This is a genomic window from Streptomyces sp. NPDC058576, from assembly GCF_042718715.1.
GTDB lineage: Bacteria > Actinomycetota > Actinomycetes > Streptomycetales > Streptomycetaceae > Streptomyces.
This window is the reverse complement of the sequence record NZ_JBHXPF010000007.1, coordinates 47157-66509: the sequence shown is the minus strand read 5'-3', so window position 1 is coordinate 66509 and position 19353 is coordinate 47157. Positions and strand designations below refer to the sequence as shown.

Annotated in this window: 22 protein-coding genes; 5 read left to right on the top strand and 17 right to left on the bottom strand. The window is 73.4% G+C overall.

The window, feature by feature from the left end; all coding sequences use genetic code 11:
* Positions 1-6: 6 nt before the first annotated feature.
* From ACFWRV_RS08115 to hisI, 5 genes are all read right to left on the bottom strand, one after another.
* Complete coding sequence (locus ACFWRV_RS08115; RefSeq protein WP_384329971.1) at positions 7-447, bottom strand: DUF2752 domain-containing protein; 441 nt, start codon at positions 445-447, stop codon at positions 7-9.
* Positions 448-990: 543 nt separating this feature from the next.
* Positions 991-1242, bottom strand: a complete 252-nt coding sequence (locus tag ACFWRV_RS08110; protein WP_384329968.1) for an HGxxPAAW family protein — start codon at positions 1240-1242, stop codon at positions 991-993.
* Between the two features lie 111 nt (positions 1243-1353).
* Positions 1354-2028, bottom strand: a complete 675-nt coding sequence (locus tag ACFWRV_RS08105) for a TIGR02234 family membrane protein (RefSeq protein WP_384329965.1) — start codon at positions 2026-2028, stop codon at positions 1354-1356.
* A gap of 48 nt (positions 2029-2076) precedes the next feature.
* A complete protein-coding gene (locus ACFWRV_RS08100) occupies positions 2077-3570 on the bottom strand; it encodes an anthranilate synthase component I (RefSeq protein WP_384329962.1) in 1494 nt (497 codons plus the stop codon).
* 9 nt (positions 3571-3579) lie between these two features.
* Positions 3580-3960 (bottom strand): phosphoribosyl-AMP cyclohydrolase, encoded by a 381-nt coding sequence (hisI, locus tag ACFWRV_RS08095; RefSeq protein WP_384329958.1) that lies wholly within the window; start codon positions 3958-3960, stop codon positions 3580-3582.
* A gap of 84 nt (positions 3961-4044) precedes the next feature.
* Here hisI and ACFWRV_RS08090 point away from each other — a divergent pair, with 84 nt between their 5' ends.
* A complete protein-coding gene (locus tag ACFWRV_RS08090; RefSeq protein ID WP_384329955.1) occupies positions 4045-4677 on the top strand; it encodes a TIGR03085 family metal-binding protein in 633 nt (210 codons plus the stop codon).
* Between the two features lie 25 nt (positions 4678-4702).
* On the opposite strand, the gene ACFWRV_RS08085 is transcribed toward ACFWRV_RS08090, so the two are convergent.
* The 11 genes from ACFWRV_RS08085 to hisD all read right to left on the bottom strand — a co-directional run bounded on the left by ACFWRV_RS08085 (position 4703) and on the right by hisD (position 13969).
* A complete protein-coding gene (locus tag ACFWRV_RS08085) occupies positions 4703-5974 on the bottom strand; it encodes an MFS transporter (protein ID WP_384329952.1) in 1272 nt (423 codons plus the stop codon).
* A 77-nt stretch (positions 5975-6051) separates the two neighbouring features.
* Positions 6052-6639, bottom strand: coding sequence for an ArsR/SmtB family transcription factor (locus ACFWRV_RS08080; protein WP_384329948.1), 588 nt, complete (start codon positions 6637-6639; stop codon positions 6052-6054).
* Positions 6640-6725: 86 nt separating this feature from the next.
* The gene (locus ACFWRV_RS08075; protein ID WP_384329945.1) at positions 6726-8009 is read right to left on the bottom strand and encodes a PucR family transcriptional regulator; all 1284 of its coding nucleotides are present in this window, start codon (positions 8007-8009) and stop codon (positions 6726-6728) included.
* A gap of 214 nt (positions 8010-8223) precedes the next feature.
* Positions 8224-8979 carry an imidazole glycerol phosphate synthase subunit HisF gene (gene hisF / locus ACFWRV_RS08070; protein WP_359146918.1) on the bottom strand — a complete coding sequence of 252 codons (756 nt, stop codon included), beginning with the start codon at positions 8977-8979 and terminating at the stop codon, positions 8224-8226.
* Positions 8976-9383 carry a RidA family protein gene (locus ACFWRV_RS08065; RefSeq protein ID WP_384329941.1) on the bottom strand — a complete coding sequence of 136 codons (408 nt, stop codon included), beginning with the start codon at positions 9381-9383 and terminating at the stop codon, positions 8976-8978. Before ACFWRV_RS08065 ends, hisF begins: the two co-directional genes overlap by 4 nt.
* Complete coding sequence (priA, locus tag ACFWRV_RS08060) at positions 9380-10105, bottom strand: bifunctional 1-(5-phosphoribosyl)-5-((5-phosphoribosylamino)methylideneamino)imidazole-4-carboxamide isomerase/phosphoribosylanthranilate isomerase PriA (RefSeq protein ID WP_384329938.1); 726 nt, start codon at positions 10103-10105, stop codon at positions 9380-9382. The genes ACFWRV_RS08065 and priA overlap by 4 nt, the downstream gene beginning before the upstream one ends.
* A complete protein-coding gene (gene hisH, locus ACFWRV_RS08055) occupies positions 10105-10749 on the bottom strand; it encodes an imidazole glycerol phosphate synthase subunit HisH (RefSeq protein WP_384329935.1) in 645 nt (214 codons plus the stop codon). The genes priA and hisH overlap by 1 nt, the downstream gene beginning before the upstream one ends.
* Before the next feature lie 13 nt (positions 10750-10762).
* Complete coding sequence (locus ACFWRV_RS08050; protein ID WP_003969742.1) at positions 10763-10930, bottom strand: hypothetical protein; 168 nt, start codon at positions 10928-10930, stop codon at positions 10763-10765.
* On the bottom strand, positions 10927-11523 hold the full coding sequence (gene hisB, locus ACFWRV_RS08045) for an imidazoleglycerol-phosphate dehydratase HisB (protein WP_031122041.1): 597 nt from the start codon (positions 11521-11523) through the stop codon (positions 10927-10929). Before hisB ends, ACFWRV_RS08050 begins: the two co-directional genes overlap by 4 nt.
* Positions 11520-12650: a histidinol-phosphate transaminase gene (locus ACFWRV_RS08040; RefSeq protein WP_384329931.1), complete on the bottom strand. Its 1131-nt coding sequence runs from the start codon at positions 12648-12650 to the stop codon at positions 11520-11522. The genes hisB and ACFWRV_RS08040 overlap by 4 nt, the downstream gene beginning before the upstream one ends.
* A complete protein-coding gene (gene hisD / locus ACFWRV_RS08035) occupies positions 12647-13969 on the bottom strand; it encodes a histidinol dehydrogenase (protein ID WP_384329928.1) in 1323 nt (440 codons plus the stop codon). The genes ACFWRV_RS08040 and hisD overlap by 4 nt, the downstream gene beginning before the upstream one ends.
* Positions 13970-14153: 184 nt before the next feature.
* Here hisD and ACFWRV_RS08030 point away from each other — a divergent pair, with 184 nt between their 5' ends.
* From ACFWRV_RS08030 to ybaK, 4 genes are all read left to right on the top strand, one after another.
* Positions 14154-15755 (top strand): oxidoreductase, encoded by a 1602-nt coding sequence (locus tag ACFWRV_RS08030; protein WP_384329925.1) that lies wholly within the window; start codon positions 14154-14156, stop codon positions 15753-15755.
* Positions 15756-16011: 256 nt separating this feature from the next.
* Positions 16012-17052 carry a hypothetical protein gene (locus tag ACFWRV_RS08025; protein ID WP_384329923.1) on the top strand — a complete coding sequence of 347 codons (1041 nt, stop codon included), beginning with the start codon at positions 16012-16014 and terminating at the stop codon, positions 17050-17052.
* A gap of 5 nt (positions 17053-17057) precedes the next feature.
* Complete coding sequence (locus ACFWRV_RS08020) at positions 17058-17822, top strand: LON peptidase substrate-binding domain-containing protein (protein WP_384329920.1); 765 nt, start codon at positions 17058-17060, stop codon at positions 17820-17822.
* A 15-nt stretch (positions 17823-17837) separates the two neighbouring features.
* Positions 17838-18338: a Cys-tRNA(Pro) deacylase gene (ybaK, locus tag ACFWRV_RS08015; RefSeq protein WP_384329917.1), complete on the top strand. Its 501-nt coding sequence runs from the start codon at positions 17838-17840 to the stop codon at positions 18336-18338.
* 242 nt (positions 18339-18580) lie between these two features.
* Here ybaK and ACFWRV_RS08010 read toward each other — a convergent pair whose 3' ends face one another.
* Positions 18581-19327, bottom strand: coding sequence for an ABC transporter permease (locus ACFWRV_RS08010; protein ID WP_384329914.1), 747 nt, complete (start codon positions 19325-19327; stop codon positions 18581-18583).
* Positions 19328-19353 lie beyond the last annotated feature (26 nt).

Here is a 19353-nt window from a genome sequence, read left to right as displayed (position 1 = left end):
GGCATTTCAGGGGGCCAGCGCGGAGCCGAACGGCAGATTCCGGACGACGGTGAAGATCAGCAGGACGGCGCCCACGCCCCACCACCAGGCGGGTGCCAGAGCGATCCGCAGGGGCCGTCCGCGCCAGGCCCGGCCCAGCCAGAGGACCCAGACCACGGCGAAGAGGAAGTAGCCGACGGTGGCGATCGCGTTGGCTTCGAGCGCCGCGCCGAGGTCGCCGGTGATGAAGGCGTGGGCGCTGCGCAGTCCGCCGCAGCCGGGGCAGAACACGCCGGTCAGCTTGAGCAGCGGGCAGATTGGGTAGTGGCCGGACTCGTTCGGGTCGACGGCGCCGACGTACGCGAAGGCTCCGGCGACGGCGGCGAGGATGCCGAGGGGCGTGGCGAGCCGGCGCACCCGGCTTACCTGACCCGTTGGGTGGCCCACCTGGGCTGTGGGGCGACCCATCCAGCCCGTCCGGCGTTTGAGGACGGAACCGTGGCCGTGGGGGCCGTGCACCTGCGAGGTCCCTCCACCCGAGGGCCCTGTGACCTCCGGGCCCACCCCCACGAGGGTTCCGTCCTCAAACGCCGGACGGGCTGGGGTAGCGGGGGTTCCGTCCTCAAACGCCGGACGGGCTGGGGTAGCGGGGGTTTCGCCCTCGGACGCCGGACGGGCTGGGGTAGCCGGGGTTTCCCCCTCGGACGCCGCACGGGCTGGGGTAGCGGGGGTTTCCCCCTCGGACGCCGGACGGGCCGGAGTGGCGAGGGTTCCGTCCTCGAACGCCCGGCCGGCTGAAGTGGGCATGGCCATGTCGGGGGTCGGGCAGACGGTCAGCGGCATGGGTCCGTGGCCCGGCGGAGACTCCGTTTCCGGGTCCGGGGGCTGGGCGGGAGAGGGGGCAGGCGAGGCGTCCACCCGGTGATTGTCACCCGCGGACGCGAAAAGGCGCAGCCCCGGTGGGGCTGCGCCAGTCTGCGTGTCGGTCGCCGGGACGGGCCGACGTCCGGGTCAGTGCGAGATCTGCGCCTGCCCGGCGCGCTCCCGGGCCTCGATCAGCTCGGCCGACTCCTTCGGCATGCCGAGGCCGGCGACCTTCATGGCGAGGCCCACGAGACCGCCGGCGAAGATGACGACGATGCCGGCCCAGAAGCCGAGCGGGTTGGCCGCGACCATGAAGACGCCTGCGACGCAGAAGCCGATGAAAGCAATGATGACACCGGTCCAGGCGGCCGGGGTGTGTCCGTGGCTCGTGCCCGCCATGAGTTGCTCCTCGTTGGTGTTGCGCCGTGGGTGGCGCTGTGCGTGTGGCCGCCGCCCGGGGACGGCTCGGGTCCATTGTCCCGTACGGGCAACGGGGCGTGAGCGCGGGGGTCACGCCTCGCGCGTCGGGTCCTCGCCGCGGTCCAGGGCCTTCCACAGGTCCTCGGGCCGGTCCGGGTCGGGGGCGGTGCGCGGCGCCTTGCCGGGGCGCGGGGTACCGTCGCGCTCGTACTTTCCGGACATCGCGGGCCAGCGGCTGCCGTAGCGCAGGGCGAGGAGCCCGGCCAGCAGGATCAGCAGGCCGCCGACCGCGGTGACGTAGGGCCAGGCGGTGTGGCTGAGGGCGTGGATGGCGGCCGCCGCGTCGCCGGTGGTCCTGGCCGCCTCCTCGTCGAGGGCCGTGCTGTCGGACGCGCCGGCCCAGGCGCTGAGGGTGGCACCGAGGCCGCTGAGGGCCAGGAGCGCGGCGACGATCCGGCGGCCCGCGCCGCGCACGGCGAAGACGGCGACGAGGGCGGCGAGACCGACGACGGCGAGGGCGGCGGGGACGCCCGTGACGTCCCGCCCGTCGGCGGTCAGCGGCAGCGCGCCGCCGCCGGTGGCCGCCCGGCCCTCGGCCCAGGTCTGCCCGGAGGCGAGGAGGACGACGGTCGCGCCGGCCGCGCCCAGGAGCAGACCGGCCGCGAGGGAGCGGCGGCTCCCTGCGGAGTCGGGCGCGGCGCCGGACGCGGAGTCGGCGGTGCGGGCACGGGGCTGGGGTACGGGAACAGCACTCACGCCCTCCACTATCCCCTACCGCCCCGACGCCCGTGGAGCCGGTCGGCAGTCAGCGGTTCAGCGGTCGTGGAGGCGGTTGGCCGTGTGGACGGCGCGGAGCACGGCCGCCGCCTTGTTGCGGCACTCGGTGTCCTCGGCGACCGGGTCGGAGTCGGCGACGACCCCCGCTCCGGCCTGCACGTACGCGGTGCCGTCGCGGAGCAGTGCGGTCCGGATGGCGATGGCGGTGTCGGAGTCCCCGGCGAAGTCGAGGTAGCCGACGCAGCCCCCGTACAGTCCGCGGCGGCTCGGCTCCAGCTCCTCGATGATCTGCATGGCGCGGGGCTTGGGGGCGCCGGAGAGGGTGCCCGCGGGGAAGCAGGCGGTGAGGACGTCGAAGGCGGTGCGGTCCTCGGTGACGCGGCCGGTGACGGTGGAGACGATGTGCATCACGTGGGAGTAGCGCTCGATGGACATGAAGTCGACGACCTCGACGCTGCCCGGCTCGCAGACCCGGCCCAGGTCGTTGCGGCCGAGGTCGACGAGCATCAGGTGCTCGGCGCGCTCCTTGGGGTCGGCGAGCAGTTCCTCGGCAAGCGCTTGGTCCTCCTGCGGGGTCGCGCCCCGGTGCCGGGTCCCGGCGATCGGGTGGACCATGGCCCGCCCGTCCTCGACCTTGACGAGGGCCTCGGGGCTGGACCCGACGACGTCGAACCCGTCGAAGCGGAAGAGATACATGTACGGGGACGGGTTGGTGGCCCGCAGCACCCGGTAGACGTCCAGGGCGCTCGCGGTGCACGGGGTCTCGAAGCGCTGGGAGGGGACGACCTGGAAGGCCTCGCCCGCCCGGATCCGCTCCTTGATGTCCACGACGGCGTCCTGGTAGGCCTCGCCGCCCCACAGTGCGGTGTACGGGGGCAGCTCGGACGGGGGCAGGACGGCGGGGGCGTTCTCGACCGGGCGGCGCAGGTCGCGCTCCATCGCGTCGAGGCGGGCGACGGCGTCCGCGTGGGCCTCGTCGACGCCGGTTTCGAGGTCGTTGTGGTTGATCGCGTTGGCGATCAGCAGGACGGTGCCGTTCTGGTGGTCGAGGACGGCGAGGTCCGAGGTGAGGAGCATGGTCAGCTCGGGCAGCTTCAGGTCGTCGCCGCCGTGCTCACCGATCTTCTCCAGGCGGCGGACGACGTCGTAGCCGAGGTAGCCGACCATGCCGCCGGTGAACGGCGGAAGGCCCGCGTCGCCCACCAGGTCGCGGGGGGTGTGCAGGGTCTCGACGGTGGCCCGCAGGGCGTCGAGCGGGTCGCCGTCCACCGGGACGCCGACCGGCGGGGTGCCGAGCCAGTGGGCCGCGCCGTCAAGGGTGGTGAGGGTGGCGTCGCTGCGGACGCCGATGAACGAGTAGCGCGACCAGGTCCGGCCGTTCTCGGCGGACTCCAGCAGAAAGGTGCCGGTGCGCTCGGCGGCGAGCTTGCGGTACAGGCCGACCGGGGTGTCGCCGTCCGCGAGGAGGCGGCGGCTGACGGGGACGACGCGCCGGTCGACGGCCAGCTTGCGGAAGGTGTCGAGATCCATGGCCGGACCTTAGCTGTCGAGGAGGGTGAGGACGTCGGCGTCGAAGCAGGTGCGGTCGCCCGTGTGGCAGGCGGCCCCGGTCTGGTCGACCTTGACCAGCACGGTGTCGGCGTCACAGTCCAGCGCGACGGACTTCACCCGCTGGATGTGCCCGGAGGTGTCGCCCTTGACCCAGTACTCCCGGCGGCTGCGCGACCAGTAGGTGCAGCGGCCCGTGGTGAGGGTGCGGTGGAGTGCCTCGTCGTCCATCCAGCCGAGCATCAGCACCTCGCCGGTGTCGTACTGCTGGGCGATGGCCGGGACCAGACCGTCGGCGCCCCGCTTGAGGCGGGCGGCGATGGCGGGGTCGAGGCTGCTGGCGGGCGGCGTGGGGCCGGGCGTGCTGGTCATGGGCCCATTGTGCCGCGTCGGTGGGAGCTATCCGGGCGGACGTCCACTGGGCGGACCCCGGGTGACGGTCGTACGCTGGCGGGCATGTCGACCCATGCGAAGCGTGAACGTCTTCTGCTCGCCGATCTGTTGGAAGCGGCCGGTCCCGAGGCTCTGACCTTGTGCGACGGCTGGAAAACCCGCGATCTGGCCGCCCATGTGGTGGTCCGCGAGCGCCGGGCGGACGCCGTGGGCGGGCTGCTGGTGAGCGCGTTGAAGGCCCGGCTGGAGCGGGTGCAGGCGGAGTTCGCGGCGAAGCCGTACGAGGAACTGATCCAGCTGATCCGTACCGGCCCGCCCCGGTTCTCGCCGATGTCCCTCAAGCAGATCGACGAGGCGGCGAACACCGTGGAGTTCTTCGTCCACGCGGAGGATGTGCGGCGGGCCCAGCCGGACTGGTCGCGTCGCGAGCTGAACCCGGTCTTCGCCGATGTGCTCTGGTCCAACGTGGAGAAGACCGCCCGGCTGGTGGGCCGCCGCTCCCCCGTCGGCCTGGTGCTGCGCCGCCCGGACGGCCGGACGGCGGTGGCCCGCAAGGGCACCCCGGTGGTGACGGTGACCGGGGAGCCCGCCGAGCTGCTGCTGTTCGTGTACGGCCGCCAGAACGCGGCGGACGTGCAGGTGGAGGGCGACGAGGCGGCGGTGGACCGGCTGAGGACGGCCGAGCTGGGGATGTAGGCGCCGGGGGCGGAGAGCGCCCGGGTCAGCGGGGCAGTTCGGCGCGGCGGAGCGCGGCGAAGGCGAGGCCCGCCACGCCACCCGTCGCGCAGACGGCCGCGCTGACGGCGTAGACCGGCCCGGTGCCCCACAGGGTGACGGCCGCCCCGGTGACCGGGTAGCTCAGCGGGATGAGCGCGTAGGTGAAGAACGTCGATACGGAGGTGACCCGGCCCAGGTACGCCGGATCGGCGGTGGTCTGGACGAGGGCTCCGCACAGCGCGCCGGCCAGGCCGCCGACGAGGCCGACGAACGCGGCGGTCGCGGCGGCGAGGGCCACGGTGGGGACCTGGGCCAGGGCGGCGATGCCCGTCGCGCCGACGACGGCGGTCAGGCAGAGCACGAGCCCGGCGTGCTCCACCCGGCCCCGGACGGCGAGCAGGAGGGCGGACCCGGCCGCCCCGACGGCGAATCCGGCGACGATCCAGCCCATGCCGGCCGCGCCCCAGCCGCGCTGCTCGGAGAGCAGGATCAGGCCCAGGTTGAGCGGCCCGACGAAGCCCAGCTCGCTGAGGGCTATGACGAGCATGAGCGGGCCGAGCAGGGGGTGGCGGCGGATGTACCGGAGCCCGTCGACGAGGTCGTGCCAGGCGTTCGGTGACGGTGCCGTTTCGGTGTCCGTAGCCGTCCCGTCGGGCTTCACCGGCTCGGACAGCGGTCTGATCCGCAGGCTCAGAAGCAGCGGCAGGGACAGGGCGAACAGCACTCCGGCGGCGGCGAAGGCGAGCGAGGGGCCGCCGGTCGCCACGGCGACCCCGCCCATCGGCGCACCGATGATCGAGGAGCCGCGCGCGGCCAGTGCGCGCAGGCCCTGGATCCGGGCGAGCTGGCCGGGGCCGCTGATCCGGGGCGGCAGCGCTCCGACGGCGGGCAGGAACAGGGCGTCGACCGCGCCGAAGAGCAGGGCGACGACGACCAGGACGCCCACGGTGGGCGCGGTCAGGACGAGCGTGGCGGCGAGGGAGAGAACGAGGAGCGCGCGGGCGGCGTCGCTGCCGATGACGACGCGGCGGGGCCCGAGGCGGTCGGCGAGCACTCCCCCGCCGAGCATCAGGAGCGCCCGGGGTACGGAGCCGGCGGCGAGCACCAGGCCGGTGCCGGAGGCGCTGCCGGTCCGGGCGGCGGCCCAGGCGAGGGCCATGAAGTAGACGCTGTCGCCGATCATCGACGCGGTGTACGCGCCGAGCCAGCGCAGGACGTTCGGGTCGCGGTGCGCGGGGCGTTCGGGGGTCTCGGTGGCGGTCGCGGTGACGGTCACAGGGGTCCTTCCGTGAGGCGGCGGGGGCTGGGGCGCGTCCGGCGGATCCTGACCGGGTCCGTGACGCCCGGCACGCCCTAGGGACGGAACGGGAAGCCGTAGGTGTGCAGGGCGACGCTCTCCCGGCCCTCCGTGTCGCCCTCTTCCTCGCGGGTGCGGCCGGCTTCCTCGTAGCGGTCGATCAGCGCGCCCATCTCCCGGCTGAGCTCGGCCAGTTCGCCGGCAGTGAGGCGGAGGAGGTTCTCCGAGCTCCAGGAGGCGCTGCGCCATTCCGTGTCCCAGGTGTGCCGTGAGTCCTGGTGGGCCCGGTAGAGCTCGACGTGCTGGTCGAAGGAGATCCGGCCGGCGGCGGCGTAGACGGCCGCCTTGTCCGGCGCGTCGTCGAAGTCCGTTTCGCTGTAGGTCAGTCCGCGGGAGGACGGCTGCCACCAGCGCTCCCGGCCGTCGGTGCCCTGCCCCTCGGCGGGTTCGATCAGTCCGTGGTCGGCGAGCTTGCGCAGGTGGTAGCTGACGAGCGACACCGCCTCGTCGACCTGGTCGGCGAGCTGGGAGGCGGTGGCGGTGCGCTTGATGTGCAGGGCCCGGTAGAGCTTCAGGCGCAAGGGGTGGCCGATCGCCTTGAGGGTGTCGAGGTCGGTGACGCGGCGTCGTTCTTCACTGGGCATGACACGACCGTAGATGTGCAGGAAAAGTTGCGCAAGAATAATTGCGCAATATTCGTTGCGGAGTTCTCCAGGCCGCTGCGGCCCCTTCAGGCGCCGAGCAGTCGTCGCGCGGCCAGGGCGAGGGAGACCTCGACCGCGTCCCGGGGGCGGGTGAGGCAGCGACCGGTGAGCTGTTCGAAGCGGCGGAGGCGGTTGAGGACGGTGTTGCGGTGGCAGTAGAGCTTCGCGCCCGCCCGCTGCGCCGAGCCGTCCGCGTCCAGCCAGGCGGTGAGGGTCTCCACGATGACGTCGCGGTCGGCGGGGTCCAGCCGGTCCAGCGCGCCCAGCACCCGGTCGGCGAGCGCTCCGGCCAGGGCGGGCGAGGAGGCGACCAGGGCGTCCGGGAGGTGCTCGTCGAGCAGGACGGTGCCGCCGGACGCGGGGCAGGCGCGCAGCGCGGTCTCGGCCAGCCGCCGGGCGTCGCCGAGGGCGGCCAGGCCCTCGACGGCGGAGCCGATCCCGGCCCGGGTCCCGGCCGGCACGTCCAGCGCGGCGGCGAGTCCGCTCAGCTCGCCGGGCGGGCCCGCCAGCGGCAGGATCGCGAACTCGGCCTCCGGGCCCGGGTGCCAGAGCACCGCCGCCCCCGGGTGGGCGGCGGGCAGCGTCAGCCGAGGACGGGCGGCGGCCCCGGGCCCGCGCGGGGCGGCGGCCACCGCGAGCACGGCGTACCGGCCCTGCTCCGGCAGTCCCAGCATGGCGGCCGCCTCGGCGAGGTCGGCGATCCGGGCGGTCCCGTCCAGCAGGGCGGCGACCATGAGCCGCTGCCGGTTCTCGCGCCGCCAGGACAGCCGCCGCTCCGCCTGCCGGTAGGCCTCGGCGACGACCCCGCAGTGCTCGTCCACGAAGTTCCACACGTCGGCGGCGACATGGACGAGCAGCCGGACGTCGTCGGGGTCGCGCCGGGCGGTCTCGTCCACGAGGTCCTGCCAGACCATCGCACCGCCCATCCGGAAGGCGTGCAGGACCGCGTCGAGCGGTACGCCCTGCTCGGCGCGGATCTCGCCGATCCAGCGGGAGGTGCGGTGGGCGGACTCCCGGTACTCGCGGGGCTGGATCAGGGAGCCGACGTTGTGCCGCAGCGAGTGGTGGACCTCCTGCCAGACCTCGGCCCGGTCGGAGTCGATCGCCGCCCGGTAGCCGGGCTCCTGGGCGTACAGGGCCTCGACGAGCCGGTCGGTGAGGGCCGGCAGGGACGCGACGAGGACCCGGGCGGCCCGGTGCAGCACGTCGACGGCCTCGCGATCGGCCAGGGAACGCAGGCGCTGCGGCAACGGCGTAGCGGAGGGCGTGCCGTGCAGCTCCCCGATCCGCGAACGTACGACCTGTGGCATGGCGGCCTCCACCGGGAATCGGCCCACCGCGCGAGCGGCGGGTCCGGCGCACCCGGCCCGGCGGGGCGCGAGCGCGGCGACACGATCCTGACGCCCGCAGAATGGCATACCGCCCGGTCGGTACCTAGGGGTCTGCGCGGAACTCGACATCACGGTCCGGCAACCCCGGGGAACCTGCGGCCCGGCGCACCCAGAGGGGCGCCGGGCCGTCCGGTCAGCGGACCGGGTGCCCCGCGTCCCGCAGCGCGCCCTTGACCTCGGAGATCCGCAGGTCGCCGAAGTGGAAGACGGACGCGGCGAGCACCGCGTCGGCCCCCGCCCCGATCGCCGGGGCGAAGTCCGCGAGCCGGCCCGCGCCGCCGGAGGCGATGACGGGGACGGTGACGTGCCCCCGTACCGCCTCGATCATCTCGGTGTCGTAGCCGTCCTTCGTGCCGTCGGCGTCCATCGAGTTGAGCAGGATCTCGCCCGCGCCCAGCTCGGCGGCCCGGTGGGCCCACTCGACGGCGTCGATGCCGGTGCCCTTGCGGCCGCCGTGCGTGGTGACCTCGAAGGTGCCCTGAGGGGTGCGGCGGGCGTCGACGGAGAGCACCAGGACCTGGCGCCCGAAGCGTTCGGCGATCTCGCGGATGAGGTCGGGGCGGGCGATGGCGGCGGTGTTGACGCCGACCTTGTCCGCCCCGGCGCGCAACAGCTTGTCGACGTCGTCCGGGGTGCGGACGCCGCCGCCGACGGTGAGCGGGATGAAGACCTGCTCGGCGGTACGGCGGACCACGTCGTACGTCGTCTCGCGGTCGCCGCTGGACGCGGTGATGTCGAGGAAGGTCAGCTCGTCGGCGCCCTCGGCGTCGTACAGCTTGGCCATCTCGACGGGGTCGCCCGCGTCGCGCAGGTTCTGGAAGTTGACGCCCTTGACGACCCGGCCGTTGTCGACGTCCAGGCAGGGGATGACCCGTACCGCGAGAGTCACTTGGCGCCTCCCCGGTAGGCCTCGACCTCGACCTCGACGACCAGGCTCGGGTCCACGAAACCGGACACGATGATCATCGAGGCGGCGGGGCGTACGGCGTCGAACAGCTCCTTGTGGGCGCGGCCGACCTCGTCCACGTCCCGGGCGTGCGTGAGGTACATCCGGGTGCGGACGACGTCCTCGCGTCCCAGGCCCACCTGCTCCAGCGCCGCGAAGGCGACGTCGAAGGAGGTGATGGCCTGCTCGTACGGGGAGCCCGCGGAGATCTGGCCGTTGATCACGGAGGTGCAGCCGGCCACCAGGACGAGCCCGTTGGGGAGCTCGACGGCGCGCGAGTAGCCGAACTTCTCCTCCCAGGGGGCGCCGGTGGAGATCCGGCGTACGGAAGGGGCGGCATCGGTCATGCGGCGACCGCCTTGAGGGCCTCTTCCAGCGTGAACGCCTTCGCGTACAGCGCCTTGCCGACGATCGCGCCCTCGACGCCTTCGGGGACGAGGAGGGAGATCGCGCGGAGGTCGTCGAGCGAGGAGACGCCGCCGGAGGCGACGACCGGGCGGTCGGTGACGGCGCAGACATCCCGCAGCAGGCCGAGGTTGGGGCCCTGGAGGGTGCCGTCCTTGGCGATGTCGGTGACGACGTAGCGGGCGCAGCCCTCGGCGTCGAGGCGGGCGAGGGTCTCGTACAGGTCGCCGCCGTCGCGGGTCCAGCCCCGGCCGCGCAGGGTGGTGCCGCGGACGTCGAGGCCGACGGCGATCTTGTCGCCGTGCTCGGCGATGACCTTGGCGACCCACTCGGGGGTCTCCAGGGCGGCGGTGCCGAGGTTGACGCGGCGGCAGCCGGTGGCGAGGGCGGCGGCGAGCGAGGCGTCGTCGCGGATGCCGCCGGACAGCTCGACCTTGATGTCCATGGCCCCGGCGACCTCGGCGATCAGGGCGCGGTTGTCGCCGGTGCCGAAGGCGGCGTCCAGGTCGACGAGGTGCAGCCACTCGGCGCCGGCGCTCTGCCAGGCGAGGGCGGCCTCCAGCGGGGACCCGTAGGAGGTCTCGGAGCCGGACTCGCCGTGGACGAGGCGGACGGCCTGGCCGTCACGGACGTCGACGGCGGGGAGCAGTTCAAGCTTCGGCATTACAGCGTCTCGATCCAGTTGGTCAGCAGCTGGGCGCCGGCATCGCCGGACTTCTCGGGGTGGAACTGGGTGGCCCACAGCGCGCCGTTCTCCACGGCGGCCACGAACCGTTCGCCGTGCGTCGCCCAAGTGACCTTGGGGGCACGGATCTTGGCGTTGGTGACTTCGAGGGACCAGTCGTGCGCCGCGTAGGAGTGCACGAAGTAGTAGCGGGCCTCGGGGTCCAGGCCGGCGAAGAGCCGGGAGTCCTCGGGGGCGTCGACGGTGTTCCAGCCCATGTGCGGGACGACGTCGGCCTTCAGGGGTCCGACCGTACCGGGCCATTCGTCCAGGCCCTCGGTCTCCACGCCGTGCTCGATGCCGCGCTCGAACAGGATCTGCATCCCGACGCAGATGCCCATCACGGGGCGGCCGCCGGAGAGCCTGCGGCCGACGATCCAGTCGCCGCGGGCCCGCTTCAGCCCGTCCATGCAGGCGGAGAACGCGCCGACGCCGGGGACGAGGAGCCCGTCGGCGTTCATCGCGCGGTCGTAGTCGCGGGTGATCTCGACGTCCGCGCCGACGTGGGCGAGGGCACGCTCGGCGGAACGGACGTTGCCGAAGCCGTAGTCGAAGACGACGACCTTCTTCTTGTTCTCACTCATGACGTACCTGTCCTCAGTCCCACAGGCCCTGGATCCGCAGGATGCCCGCCACCAGGCACATCACGGAGCCGATCGACAGCAGCACGATGACGCCCTTGGGCATCCCCTGCTTCGCGAAGGAGTAGACGCCGCCGGCCAGGAAGAGGCCGACGACGATCAGGATGGTGTTGAGGCCGGTCACAGGGCGCCCTTCGTGGAGGGCAGGATGCCGGCGGCGCGCGGGTCGTGCTCGGCGGCGTACCGCAGGGCGCGGGCGAGCGCCTTGAACTGGCACTCCACGATGTGGTGGGCGTTGCGCCCGTACGGCACGTGGACGTGCAGGGCGATCTGCGCCTGGGCGACGAAGGACTCCAGGATGTGCCGGGTCATCGTCGTGTCGTACTCGCCGATCATCGGCGCCATCTTCTCGGGCTCGGTGTGCACGAGGTAGGGGCGGCCGGAGAGGTCGACGGTGACCTGGGCGAGCGATTCGTCCAGCGGGACGGTGCAGTTGCCGAAGCGGTAGATCCCGACCTTGTCGCCGAGGGCCTGCTTGAAGGCGGCGCCGAGCGCGAGGGCGGTGTCCTCGATGGTGTGGTGGCTGTCGATGTGCAGGTCGCCCTCGGTCTTGACCGTGAGGTCGAAGAGGCCGTGGCGGCCGAGCTGGTCGAGCATGTGGTCGTAGAAGCCGACCCCGGTGGCGACATCGACCTTTCCGGTGCCGTCGAGGTTGATCTCGACGAGCACGGACGTTTCCTTCGTGGTGCGTTCCACGCGGCCTACGCGGGGGCTCATGCGTCGTGCTCCTTCTTGAGTTCGCGTACCGCATCGAGGAACGCGTCGTTCTCTGCCGGGGTTCCCGCGGTGACCCGCAGCCATCCCGGTACGCCGTTGTCCCGGACCAGGACGCCCCGGTCGAGGATCTGCTGCCAGACGGCGTGGCTGTCGTCGAAGCGGCCGAACTGGACGAAGTTGGCGTCCGAGTCGGTGACCTCGTAACCGGTGGCGCGCAGCTCGGCCACCAGCCGGTCGCGCTCGCTCTTGAGCTGCGCGACGTACCCGAGCAGCGTATCGGTGTGCTCCAGGGCGGCGAGCGCGGTGGCCTGGGTGACGGAGGAGAGGTGGTACGGCAGCCGCACCAGCTGGACCGCGTCGACCACGGCCGGGTCGGCGGCGAGGTAGCCGAGGCGGAGCCCCGCCGCGCCGAACGCCTTGGACATGGTCCGGGAGACGATCAGGTTGCGGCGGCCCTCGATCAGCGGGAGCAGCGAGGGGTGGTGGCTGAACTCGCCGTACGCCTCGTCGACGACGACGACCGAGGGCCCGGCGGCCTGGGCGGCGTCGTACAGGGCGAGGACGGTCTCGGCCTCGACGGCGGTGCCGGTGGGGTTGTTGGGCGAGGTGATGAAGACGACCTCGGGCCGGTGCTCGGCGATGGCGGCGCGGGCGGCGTCCACGTCGACGGTGAAGTCGTCGTTGCGCGGCCCGGAGATCCAGCCGGTGCCGGTGCCCCGGGAGATCAGGGCGTGCATGGAGTACGAGGGTTCGAAGCCGATCGCGGTGCGGCCGGGCCCGCCGAAGGTCTGGAGCAGCTGCTGGAGGACCTCGTTGGAGCCGTTGGCCGCCCATACGTGGGCCGCCGTCACCTCGTGCCCGGCGGTACGGCTCAGGTAATGGGCCAGCTCGGTGCGCAGCTCGACGGCGTCCCGGTCGGGGTAGCGGTTGAGGCCGCGGGCGGCCTCGCGGACCCGCTCGGCGATCCGGTCGACCAGGGCTTCGGGGAGCGGGTAGGGGTTCTCGTTGGTGTTGAGGCGTACGGGGACGTCGAGCTGGGGGGCTCCGTACGGGGCCTGGCCGCGCAGTTCGTCGCGGATGGGCAGCTCGTCCCAGGGGTTACGGGGGGTGGTGCTGTCGTTCGTCACTGCTGCGGAACCTTCCAGCCGAACCTTGCCTTGAGGGCGGCGCCGTGGGCGGGGAGGTCCTCCGCCTCGGCGAGGGTCACGACATGGTGGGTGACCTCGGCGAGCGCGTCGCGGCTGTAGTCGACGATGTGGATGCCGCGCAGGAAGGACTGCACGGACAAGCCCGAGGAGTGGCAGGCGCAGCCGCCGGTGGGCAGGACGTGGTTGGAGCCGGCGCAGTAGTCGCCGAGCGAGACCGGGGCCCAGGGGCCGACGAAGATCGCCCCGGCGTTGCGGACCCGGTCGGCGACGGCGGCCGCGTCGGCGGTCTGGATCTCCAGGTGCTCGGCTCCGTACGCGTCGACGACCTTGAGGCCGTCCTCGATCGAGGAGACCAGGACGACCGCGGACTGGCGGCCGGCCAGCGCGGGCTCGATGCGGTCCGTGATGTGCTTGGTCGCGGCGACCTGCGGAACCAGCTCCGCCTCGGTGGCGGCGGCCAGCTCCGCGGAGTCGGTGACCAGGACGGCGGCGGCCATCGGGTCGTGCTCGGCCTGGCTGATCAGGTCGGCGGCCACGTGCACCGGGTCGGCGGTGGCGTCGGCGAGGATCGCGATCTCGGTGGGCCCGGCCTCGGCGTCGATGCCGATGCGGCCCTTGAGCAGGCGCTTGGCGGCGGCGACGTAGATGTTGCCGGGGCCGGTGACCAGGTTGACCGGGGGGCAGTCCTCGGTGCCGTACGCGAACATCGCCACGGCCTGGGCGCCGCCCGCCGCGTACACCTCGTCCACGCCGAGCAGGGCGCAGGCCGCCAGGATGGTGGGGTGCGGGAGGCCGCCGAAGTCCTTCTGCGGCGGGGAGGCGACGGCGACGCCCTCGACGCCCGCCTCCTGGGCCGGAACCACGTTCATCACGACGGAGGAGGGGTAGACCGAGCGGCCGCCGGGGACGTAGAGCCCGACGCGCTCGACGGGAACCCACTTCTCGGTGACGGTGCCGCCGGGGACGACCTGGGTGGTGTGCGTGGTGCGGCGCTGCTCGCGGTGGACGAGGCGGGCGCGGCGGATCGACTCCTCCAGCGCGGCGCGGACGGCCGGGTCCAGCTCCTCCAGCGCCCGGTTCAGGGCGTCGGCCGACACCCGTACCGACTCGATCCGGACACCGTCGAGCTTCTCTCCCCACTCGATCACTGCCGCGGAGCCACGATGGCGTACGTCCTCGCAGATGGGCCGCACCGTCTCCAGGGCGGCTTCCACGTCGAACTCGGCACGGGGCAGCAGGTCGCGCAGAGCGGCGCCCTCGGGGAGGGCGTCGCCGCGCAGGTCGATTCGAGAGATCACACGGCAATTCTCTCAGACCGCCCGGAGCGCCCGGTCGCCCGTATCACTGGCTGATACCGGTCGTCCGCACCACTGGCTGATACGCGTCTCGGCCATGTCCGGCTGTCACTGCTGACCACTGGCTTTCACCGCGTCACACCAGGGAATAACGGCACTACAGCATGTGTGCACGGAGGGAGCGGCCGTGACCGAGCCGCACGAAGGCGACATCCCGGACGGCCTCAGCGCAGCGGAGCTGGGCATGTGGCAGTCCTTCCGCAACGGGACCACCTACGACTTACGTACCTACGACACGACCCGCAACGACCCGTTCGCCCCGCAGACGTGGGGGCCCGAGCGGAGCGTCGGCGCGCGCACGGTGGCGCGGCTGCTGCTGAGCGGTCCACCGGCCCGGCCCGGCCGGGTGGCGGCGCTGAAGCTCCGGGGGGTGCGGATCACCGGCAAGCTGGACCTGGCGGGCGGCCGGGTCTCGCCGTACGTGGAGCTGACCGGCTGCCGTTTCGAGCAGGAGGTGGTGCTTCCCGAGTGCCACTTCACGACCCTGCGGCTGGTGGGCTGCGCGCTGCCCCGGCTGGAGGCGGCACGGCTGCACACCGAGGGCGATCTGCATCTGCCCCGTTGCCGGATCGACCGGGGGATCCGGCTGACCGACGCGCAGATCGGCACGGATCTGCTGATCAACCAGCTCAGTGTGGGCCCGGACCGGCACGGGCGGGCCATCGTCGGGGACGGCATGGCGGTCGCCCAGGACCTCCAGGCCGAGATGATCGAGACGCTCGGTGAGCTGAGCCTGCGCGGGGCGAAGGTGGGCGGTTCGCTGAGCCTGCGCGGCAGCCGGCTGCACGCCGCGGAGGACCGGCGCGCGCTGAACGCTCCGCAGCTGACGGTGGAGCGCACGCTCTACATGACCGAGGCGTGGGTGAGCGTCGACACGGGGAACCAAGGCACCACTCCCCCGTACGGCGTGGTCTACGCCCCGACCCCGGCGCGCGGCACCCGCTCGCAGATCTTCGAGAGCAAGGGCGGGGTGCGGCTGGACGACGGGCGGTTCGGGGACGCGGTGGACCTGCACAAGGCCCGGTTCACCATGACCCGGCAGGAGGAGTTGTCGCTGCGCCGGATCGTGACGCCGGAGCTGCGGTTCAACGCGGAGCGCCCGGAGGAGGGCCGGGTCGTGCTGAACGGCGCGAAGGTGGTGACCCTGATCGATTTGTCGACGAGCTGGCCGGGCCCCGGGGGTCTGGCGATGGGCGGTTTCGTCTACGAGAACCTCGTCCCCTACGGCCACTTCCCGCTGTCCCGGCGGCTGGAGTGGGTGCAGGCCGCCACCCCGGAGTACGTCCCCGAGCCGTACGAGCGGCTGGCCACGGTGATGCGCAGCTGCGGCGAGGACGCGGACGCGCGCGAGGTGCTGCTCGCCAAGCAGCGCCGCCGCCGCGAGACGCTGCCGCCCGCGGCGAAGGCCTGGGGGTACCTCCAGGACTGGACGGTGGCGTACGGCTACCGGCCGGGGCGGGCCGCGGTGTGGATGGCGGTGCTGTGGGCGGCGGGCACGGCGGCCTTCGCGCAGCACGCCCCGCCCTCGATCAAGGGCGAGGAGCATCCGCAGTGGAATCCCGCGCTGTACGCGCTGGATCTGCTGGTCCCGGTGATCAACCTCGGGCAGGACGGTTACTGGCGGATGGAGGACGCCTGGCAGTGGGCCGCGGCCGGTCTGGTGCTGGTGGGGTGGGTTCTGGCCACCACGGTGGCGGCGGGGGCGTCCCGGATGCTGCGCAGGGGCTGACCAGGGAGAGGTGCCGGATGCCGTGCGCGGGCCGGCCCGGGAGGCATCACCGTACGACCGCGGGCGGCCGGGACCGTGGGCTCGGCCGTCCCGCGCCCGGTGACCGTCGGGGCGGACGAGCACCCGCGGGTGGATGCAATCAAGCCAATGGCGGGCATTTCCTTTGCCCTTTCTTGACTCGGCTCGATACAACCCATTCACTCGGCACAGAAGCTTCACAGCACGCCTCTGGCGCGGCCCTCACCAGCGCTTTTCAATGGTCTGCACCATGGCATTCCTTCGCGCTCTGCTCAGTACCGCGCGCATGATCCGGCACAGCCCTCCGCTGTCCGCCGGACTGTCCGCGGATGACGCGGTGCTGCTCGACGCCCCGGACGAGCGGCTCTCTCCCGCGCTGGTCGCCGCCGCCCTGGGCGACTACGAACCGGCCGCCAAGCTGCTCGCCACCACGCGGGACGCCGCCGACTGGGAGAACCGGGACCGCTACCTGGGCCGGCTCGTGGCCTTCGCCCGCAGCCGGGACGGCTGGCTCGACGACTGGCTGGCCGCCGCCCCGCGCGATCCGGACGCGCTGCTGGTCAAGGCGGAGCTGTCGGTCCGCCGGGCCTGGGAGTCGCCCGCCCGCGCGGAACGGCTCCGCGAGGTCGGCCCGCTGATCACCGCGGCCGCCGACGCGGACCCGCGCGACCCCGTGCCGTGGCGGCTCGCCCTGGACCACGCGCGCGGCACCCACGCCACGCACACCGCCTTCGAGTCGCTGTGGGAGCAGGCCGTACGGCGCTCCGCGCACCACTACGGCTGCCATGTGGCGGCACTGCGCTATCTCTCCGCCGCCTGGTACGGCTCGCACCGCGAGTGCTTCGACTTCGCCGAGCAGGCCGCCGAGGACGCGCTGCCCGACTCCCTGGTGCAGGCCCTGCCGGTCCGGGCGGCCTTCGCGCTGCTCCTGGACACCCAGGCGGCGGGCCGGACCACCTCCGTACTGGAGGAGCGGATCGACGCGGCGGCCGACCTGGCGATCAGGCTCTCCGCCGCCTACCGGCCCGGCGATCCGTGGCCGGCCGAGGTCCGCAATCTCCTCGCGTACGTCCTGCTCGCCCGGGGCCGCTGGGCGGAGGCGCTGCACCAGTTCAACATGATCGGCCTGCACGCGACGTCGTTCCCGTGGTCGTCGGTGTCCGAGGACGCGCTCGGCCGCTTCCTGGACGCGCGGGACGGCGCACGCCTCCAGGTGGCCTCCCTGACCCCGCTGCGCGACCGGGCCGACCACGGCCGCCCCCGGGGCCATTACGCTTGAGCGTTGTGACCACCGCCCGCCTTCCCCTTTTCCCGCTCAACGCGGTGCTGTTCCCCGGCCTGGTGCTGCCGCTCAACGTCTTCGAAGAGCGATATCGCGCCATGATGCGGGAACTGCTGAAGAGCGACGAGGAAGAACCTCGTCGCTTCGTCGTGGTCGCGATCCGCGACGGCCGCGAGATCGCCCCGACGGCCACCGGCATGCCGGACACGGTCGCGGCGGCCCCTCCCGCCGAGCGCGCCCCGGCGGACGGCTTCGGCCCCGATCCCATCCAGACCTTCCACCGGGTCGGCTGCGTCGCCGACGCGGCGACGGTCCGCGAGCGCGCCGACGGCAGCTTCGAGGTCCTGGCGACCGGCACCACCCGGGTCAGGCTGCTGTCCGTCGAGGCGAGCGGCCCGTATCTGACCGCCGAGGTCGAGGAGCTGGCCGAGGAGCCGCCCGCCGAGGACGAGGCCGATGAGGCCGGAGCCCTGGCGGAGGGCGTCCTGCGGGCTTTCCGCTCCTACCAGAAGCGGCTGGCCGGAGCGAGCGAGCGCTCGCTGGCGACCGGCGCCGACCTCCCCGACGACCCGTCCGTGATCTCCTACCTGGTCGCGGCGGCCACGGTCCTGGACGTACCCACCAAGCAGCGCCTGCTCCAGGCCCCGGACACCGCGACCCGGCTGCGCGAGGAGCTGACGCTGCTGCGCAAGGAGACCGCGGTCATCCGGCACCTGCCCTCGCTGCCCGCGACCGACCTGACCCGGGCCCCCACCCACCCCAACTGACGAGGACCGGCCCCGGTGGCGAAGAAGTCCAAGAAGCAGCAGCCGGGCGGCACCCCGGCCACGGTCGCCCTGACCTCGGCGGGCACCGCCTTCACGGTCCACGCCTACGACCACGACCCGGCGAGCCCGTCCTACGGCGAGGAGGCCGCCGAGGCCCTGGGCGTCTCCCCCGACCGGGTCTTCAAGACCCTGGTGGCGGACGTGGACGGCGCGCTGACGGTCGCGGTGGTCCCGGTGGCCGGCTCCCTGGACCTCAAGGCCCTGGCGTCCGCGGTGGGCGGCAAACGGGCCGCGATGGCGGACCCGGCGGCGGCGGAACGCACGACGGGCTATGTGCGGGGCGGCATCTCCCCGCTGGGCCAGCGCAAGCGCCTGCGCACGGTGCTGGACGCGTCGGCGCGGGCGCACGCCACGATCTGCGTGTCGGCGGGCCGCCGGGGCCTGGAGGTGGAGCTGGCGGCGACGGATCTGGCGGAGCTGACGGGGGCGGTGTTCGCGGAGATCGCACGGGCATGATCCAGCCCGTTCGGCGCCTGAGAAGCGGGGTCCGGGGCGGGCCCCGGAACCCAGCCCGTCCGGCGCCTGAGAAGCCGGGTCCGGGGCAGAGCCCGGAACCCAGCCCGTCCGGCGCCTGAGAAGCCGGGTCCGGGGCGGGCCCCGGAACCCAGCCCGTCCGGCGCCTGAGGAGCGAGGTCCGGGGCGGAGACCCGGAATCCAGCCCGTCCGGCGCTTGAGGACACCGGGGCCAGGGCAGCGCCCTAGGCCGCGCCTCCCCCACCCGCAGGAGGCGGCCCCGAAGAAGGCGCCCCCGACCCCGGCCCCGCCAGGGGCCCCTGCACGGGCCCGTCGTAGTACGCCGAATACCCCGCCCCCGGCCAGTCCGGCTCGACATCCCGCGGCCCGAACGCCGCCGTCAGCAGCAGATGGATCCCCATCGCCGCGAACGGCCACGCGAGCACCGCCACCCACACCGCGTGCAGCTCCAGCGGGGCGTCGAACGTCACGCCCTGACCGGCCTCCCGGGCCCGTCCCACCACGTCGGAGGACGGCCCCAGCCAGACGCCGACCCGCCACGCCAGCAGCGAGGCGAGCAGCGCTCCCAGCGCAAGACCCACCACCACGAGGACGCCCCCGCGGCGCAGCCGCCAGAAGACGGCCGCGGCCGAGAGCGCACCGAAGCCGATGGCCAGCAGGACGAACGTTCCGTCCGCCCCGATCGCCTCCTCGCCCTCGCTGTTCTTGAGGAAGACGGCCGTGTCGTCGGAGACCAGCGGTACGCGCGGCGCGAGCCACAGCCACAGCAGCCCGAGCGCGATGCCCGAGATGGCCACCAGGACGGCGACGACGGCGGCCTGACGGAGCTCCGTGGCCGTGTCGGGGTCGTCCGGCGCGCCCGAGGAGGGCGCGAGGTGAGAGCCCGAGGGCGGGGTCTGCCACGGATCGTGGGGGCCGGGCTGGTGAGGCGGCGTCAGAGGTGCGGTCACCGTGCCATCGTGCCAGGCCACCCTGTGAGGCGCCTCACCGGATACCG

Excerpts from the sequence above, each read along its gene's own strand:
- hisI (WP_384329958.1), bottom strand. The coding sequence starts at position 3,960 with ATGACCAGCACGCCCGGCCCCACGCCGCCCGCCAGCAGCCTCGACCCC.
- ACFWRV_RS08090 (WP_384329955.1), top strand. The coding sequence starts at position 4,045 with ATGTCGACCCATGCGAAGCGTGAACGTCTTCTGCTCGCCGATCTGTTG.
- priA (WP_384329938.1), bottom strand. The coding sequence starts at position 10,105 with ATGCCGAAGCTTGAACTGCTCCCCGCCGTCGACGTCCGTGACGGCCAG.
- ACFWRV_RS08065 (WP_384329941.1), bottom strand. The coding sequence starts at position 9,383 with ATGACCGATGCCGCCCCTTCCGTACGCCGGATCTCCACCGGCGCCCCC.
- hisH (WP_384329935.1), bottom strand. The coding sequence starts at position 10,749 with ATGAGTGAGAACAAGAAGAAGGTCGTCGTCTTCGACTACGGCTTCGGC.
- hisB (WP_031122041.1), bottom strand. The coding sequence starts at position 11,523 with ATGAGCCCCCGCGTAGGCCGCGTGGAACGCACCACGAAGGAAACGTCC.
- ACFWRV_RS08110 (WP_384329968.1), bottom strand. The coding sequence starts at position 1,242 with ATGGCGGGCACGAGCCACGGACACACCCCGGCCGCCTGGACCGGTGTC.
- ACFWRV_RS08075 (WP_384329945.1), bottom strand. The coding sequence starts at position 8,009 with ATGCCACAGGTCGTACGTTCGCGGATCGGGGAGCTGCACGGCACGCCC.
- ACFWRV_RS08100 (WP_384329962.1), bottom strand. The coding sequence starts at position 3,570 with ATGGATCTCGACACCTTCCGCAAGCTGGCCGTCGACCGGCGCGTCGTC.
- ACFWRV_RS08080 (WP_384329948.1), bottom strand. The coding sequence starts at position 6,639 with ATGCCCAGTGAAGAACGACGCCGCGTCACCGACCTCGACACCCTCAAG.
- ACFWRV_RS08115 (WP_384329971.1), bottom strand. The coding sequence starts at position 447 with ATGGGTCGCCCCACAGCCCAGGTGGGCCACCCAACGGGTCAGGTAAGC.
- ACFWRV_RS08025 (WP_384329923.1), top strand. The coding sequence starts at position 16,012 with ATGGTCTGCACCATGGCATTCCTTCGCGCTCTGCTCAGTACCGCGCGC.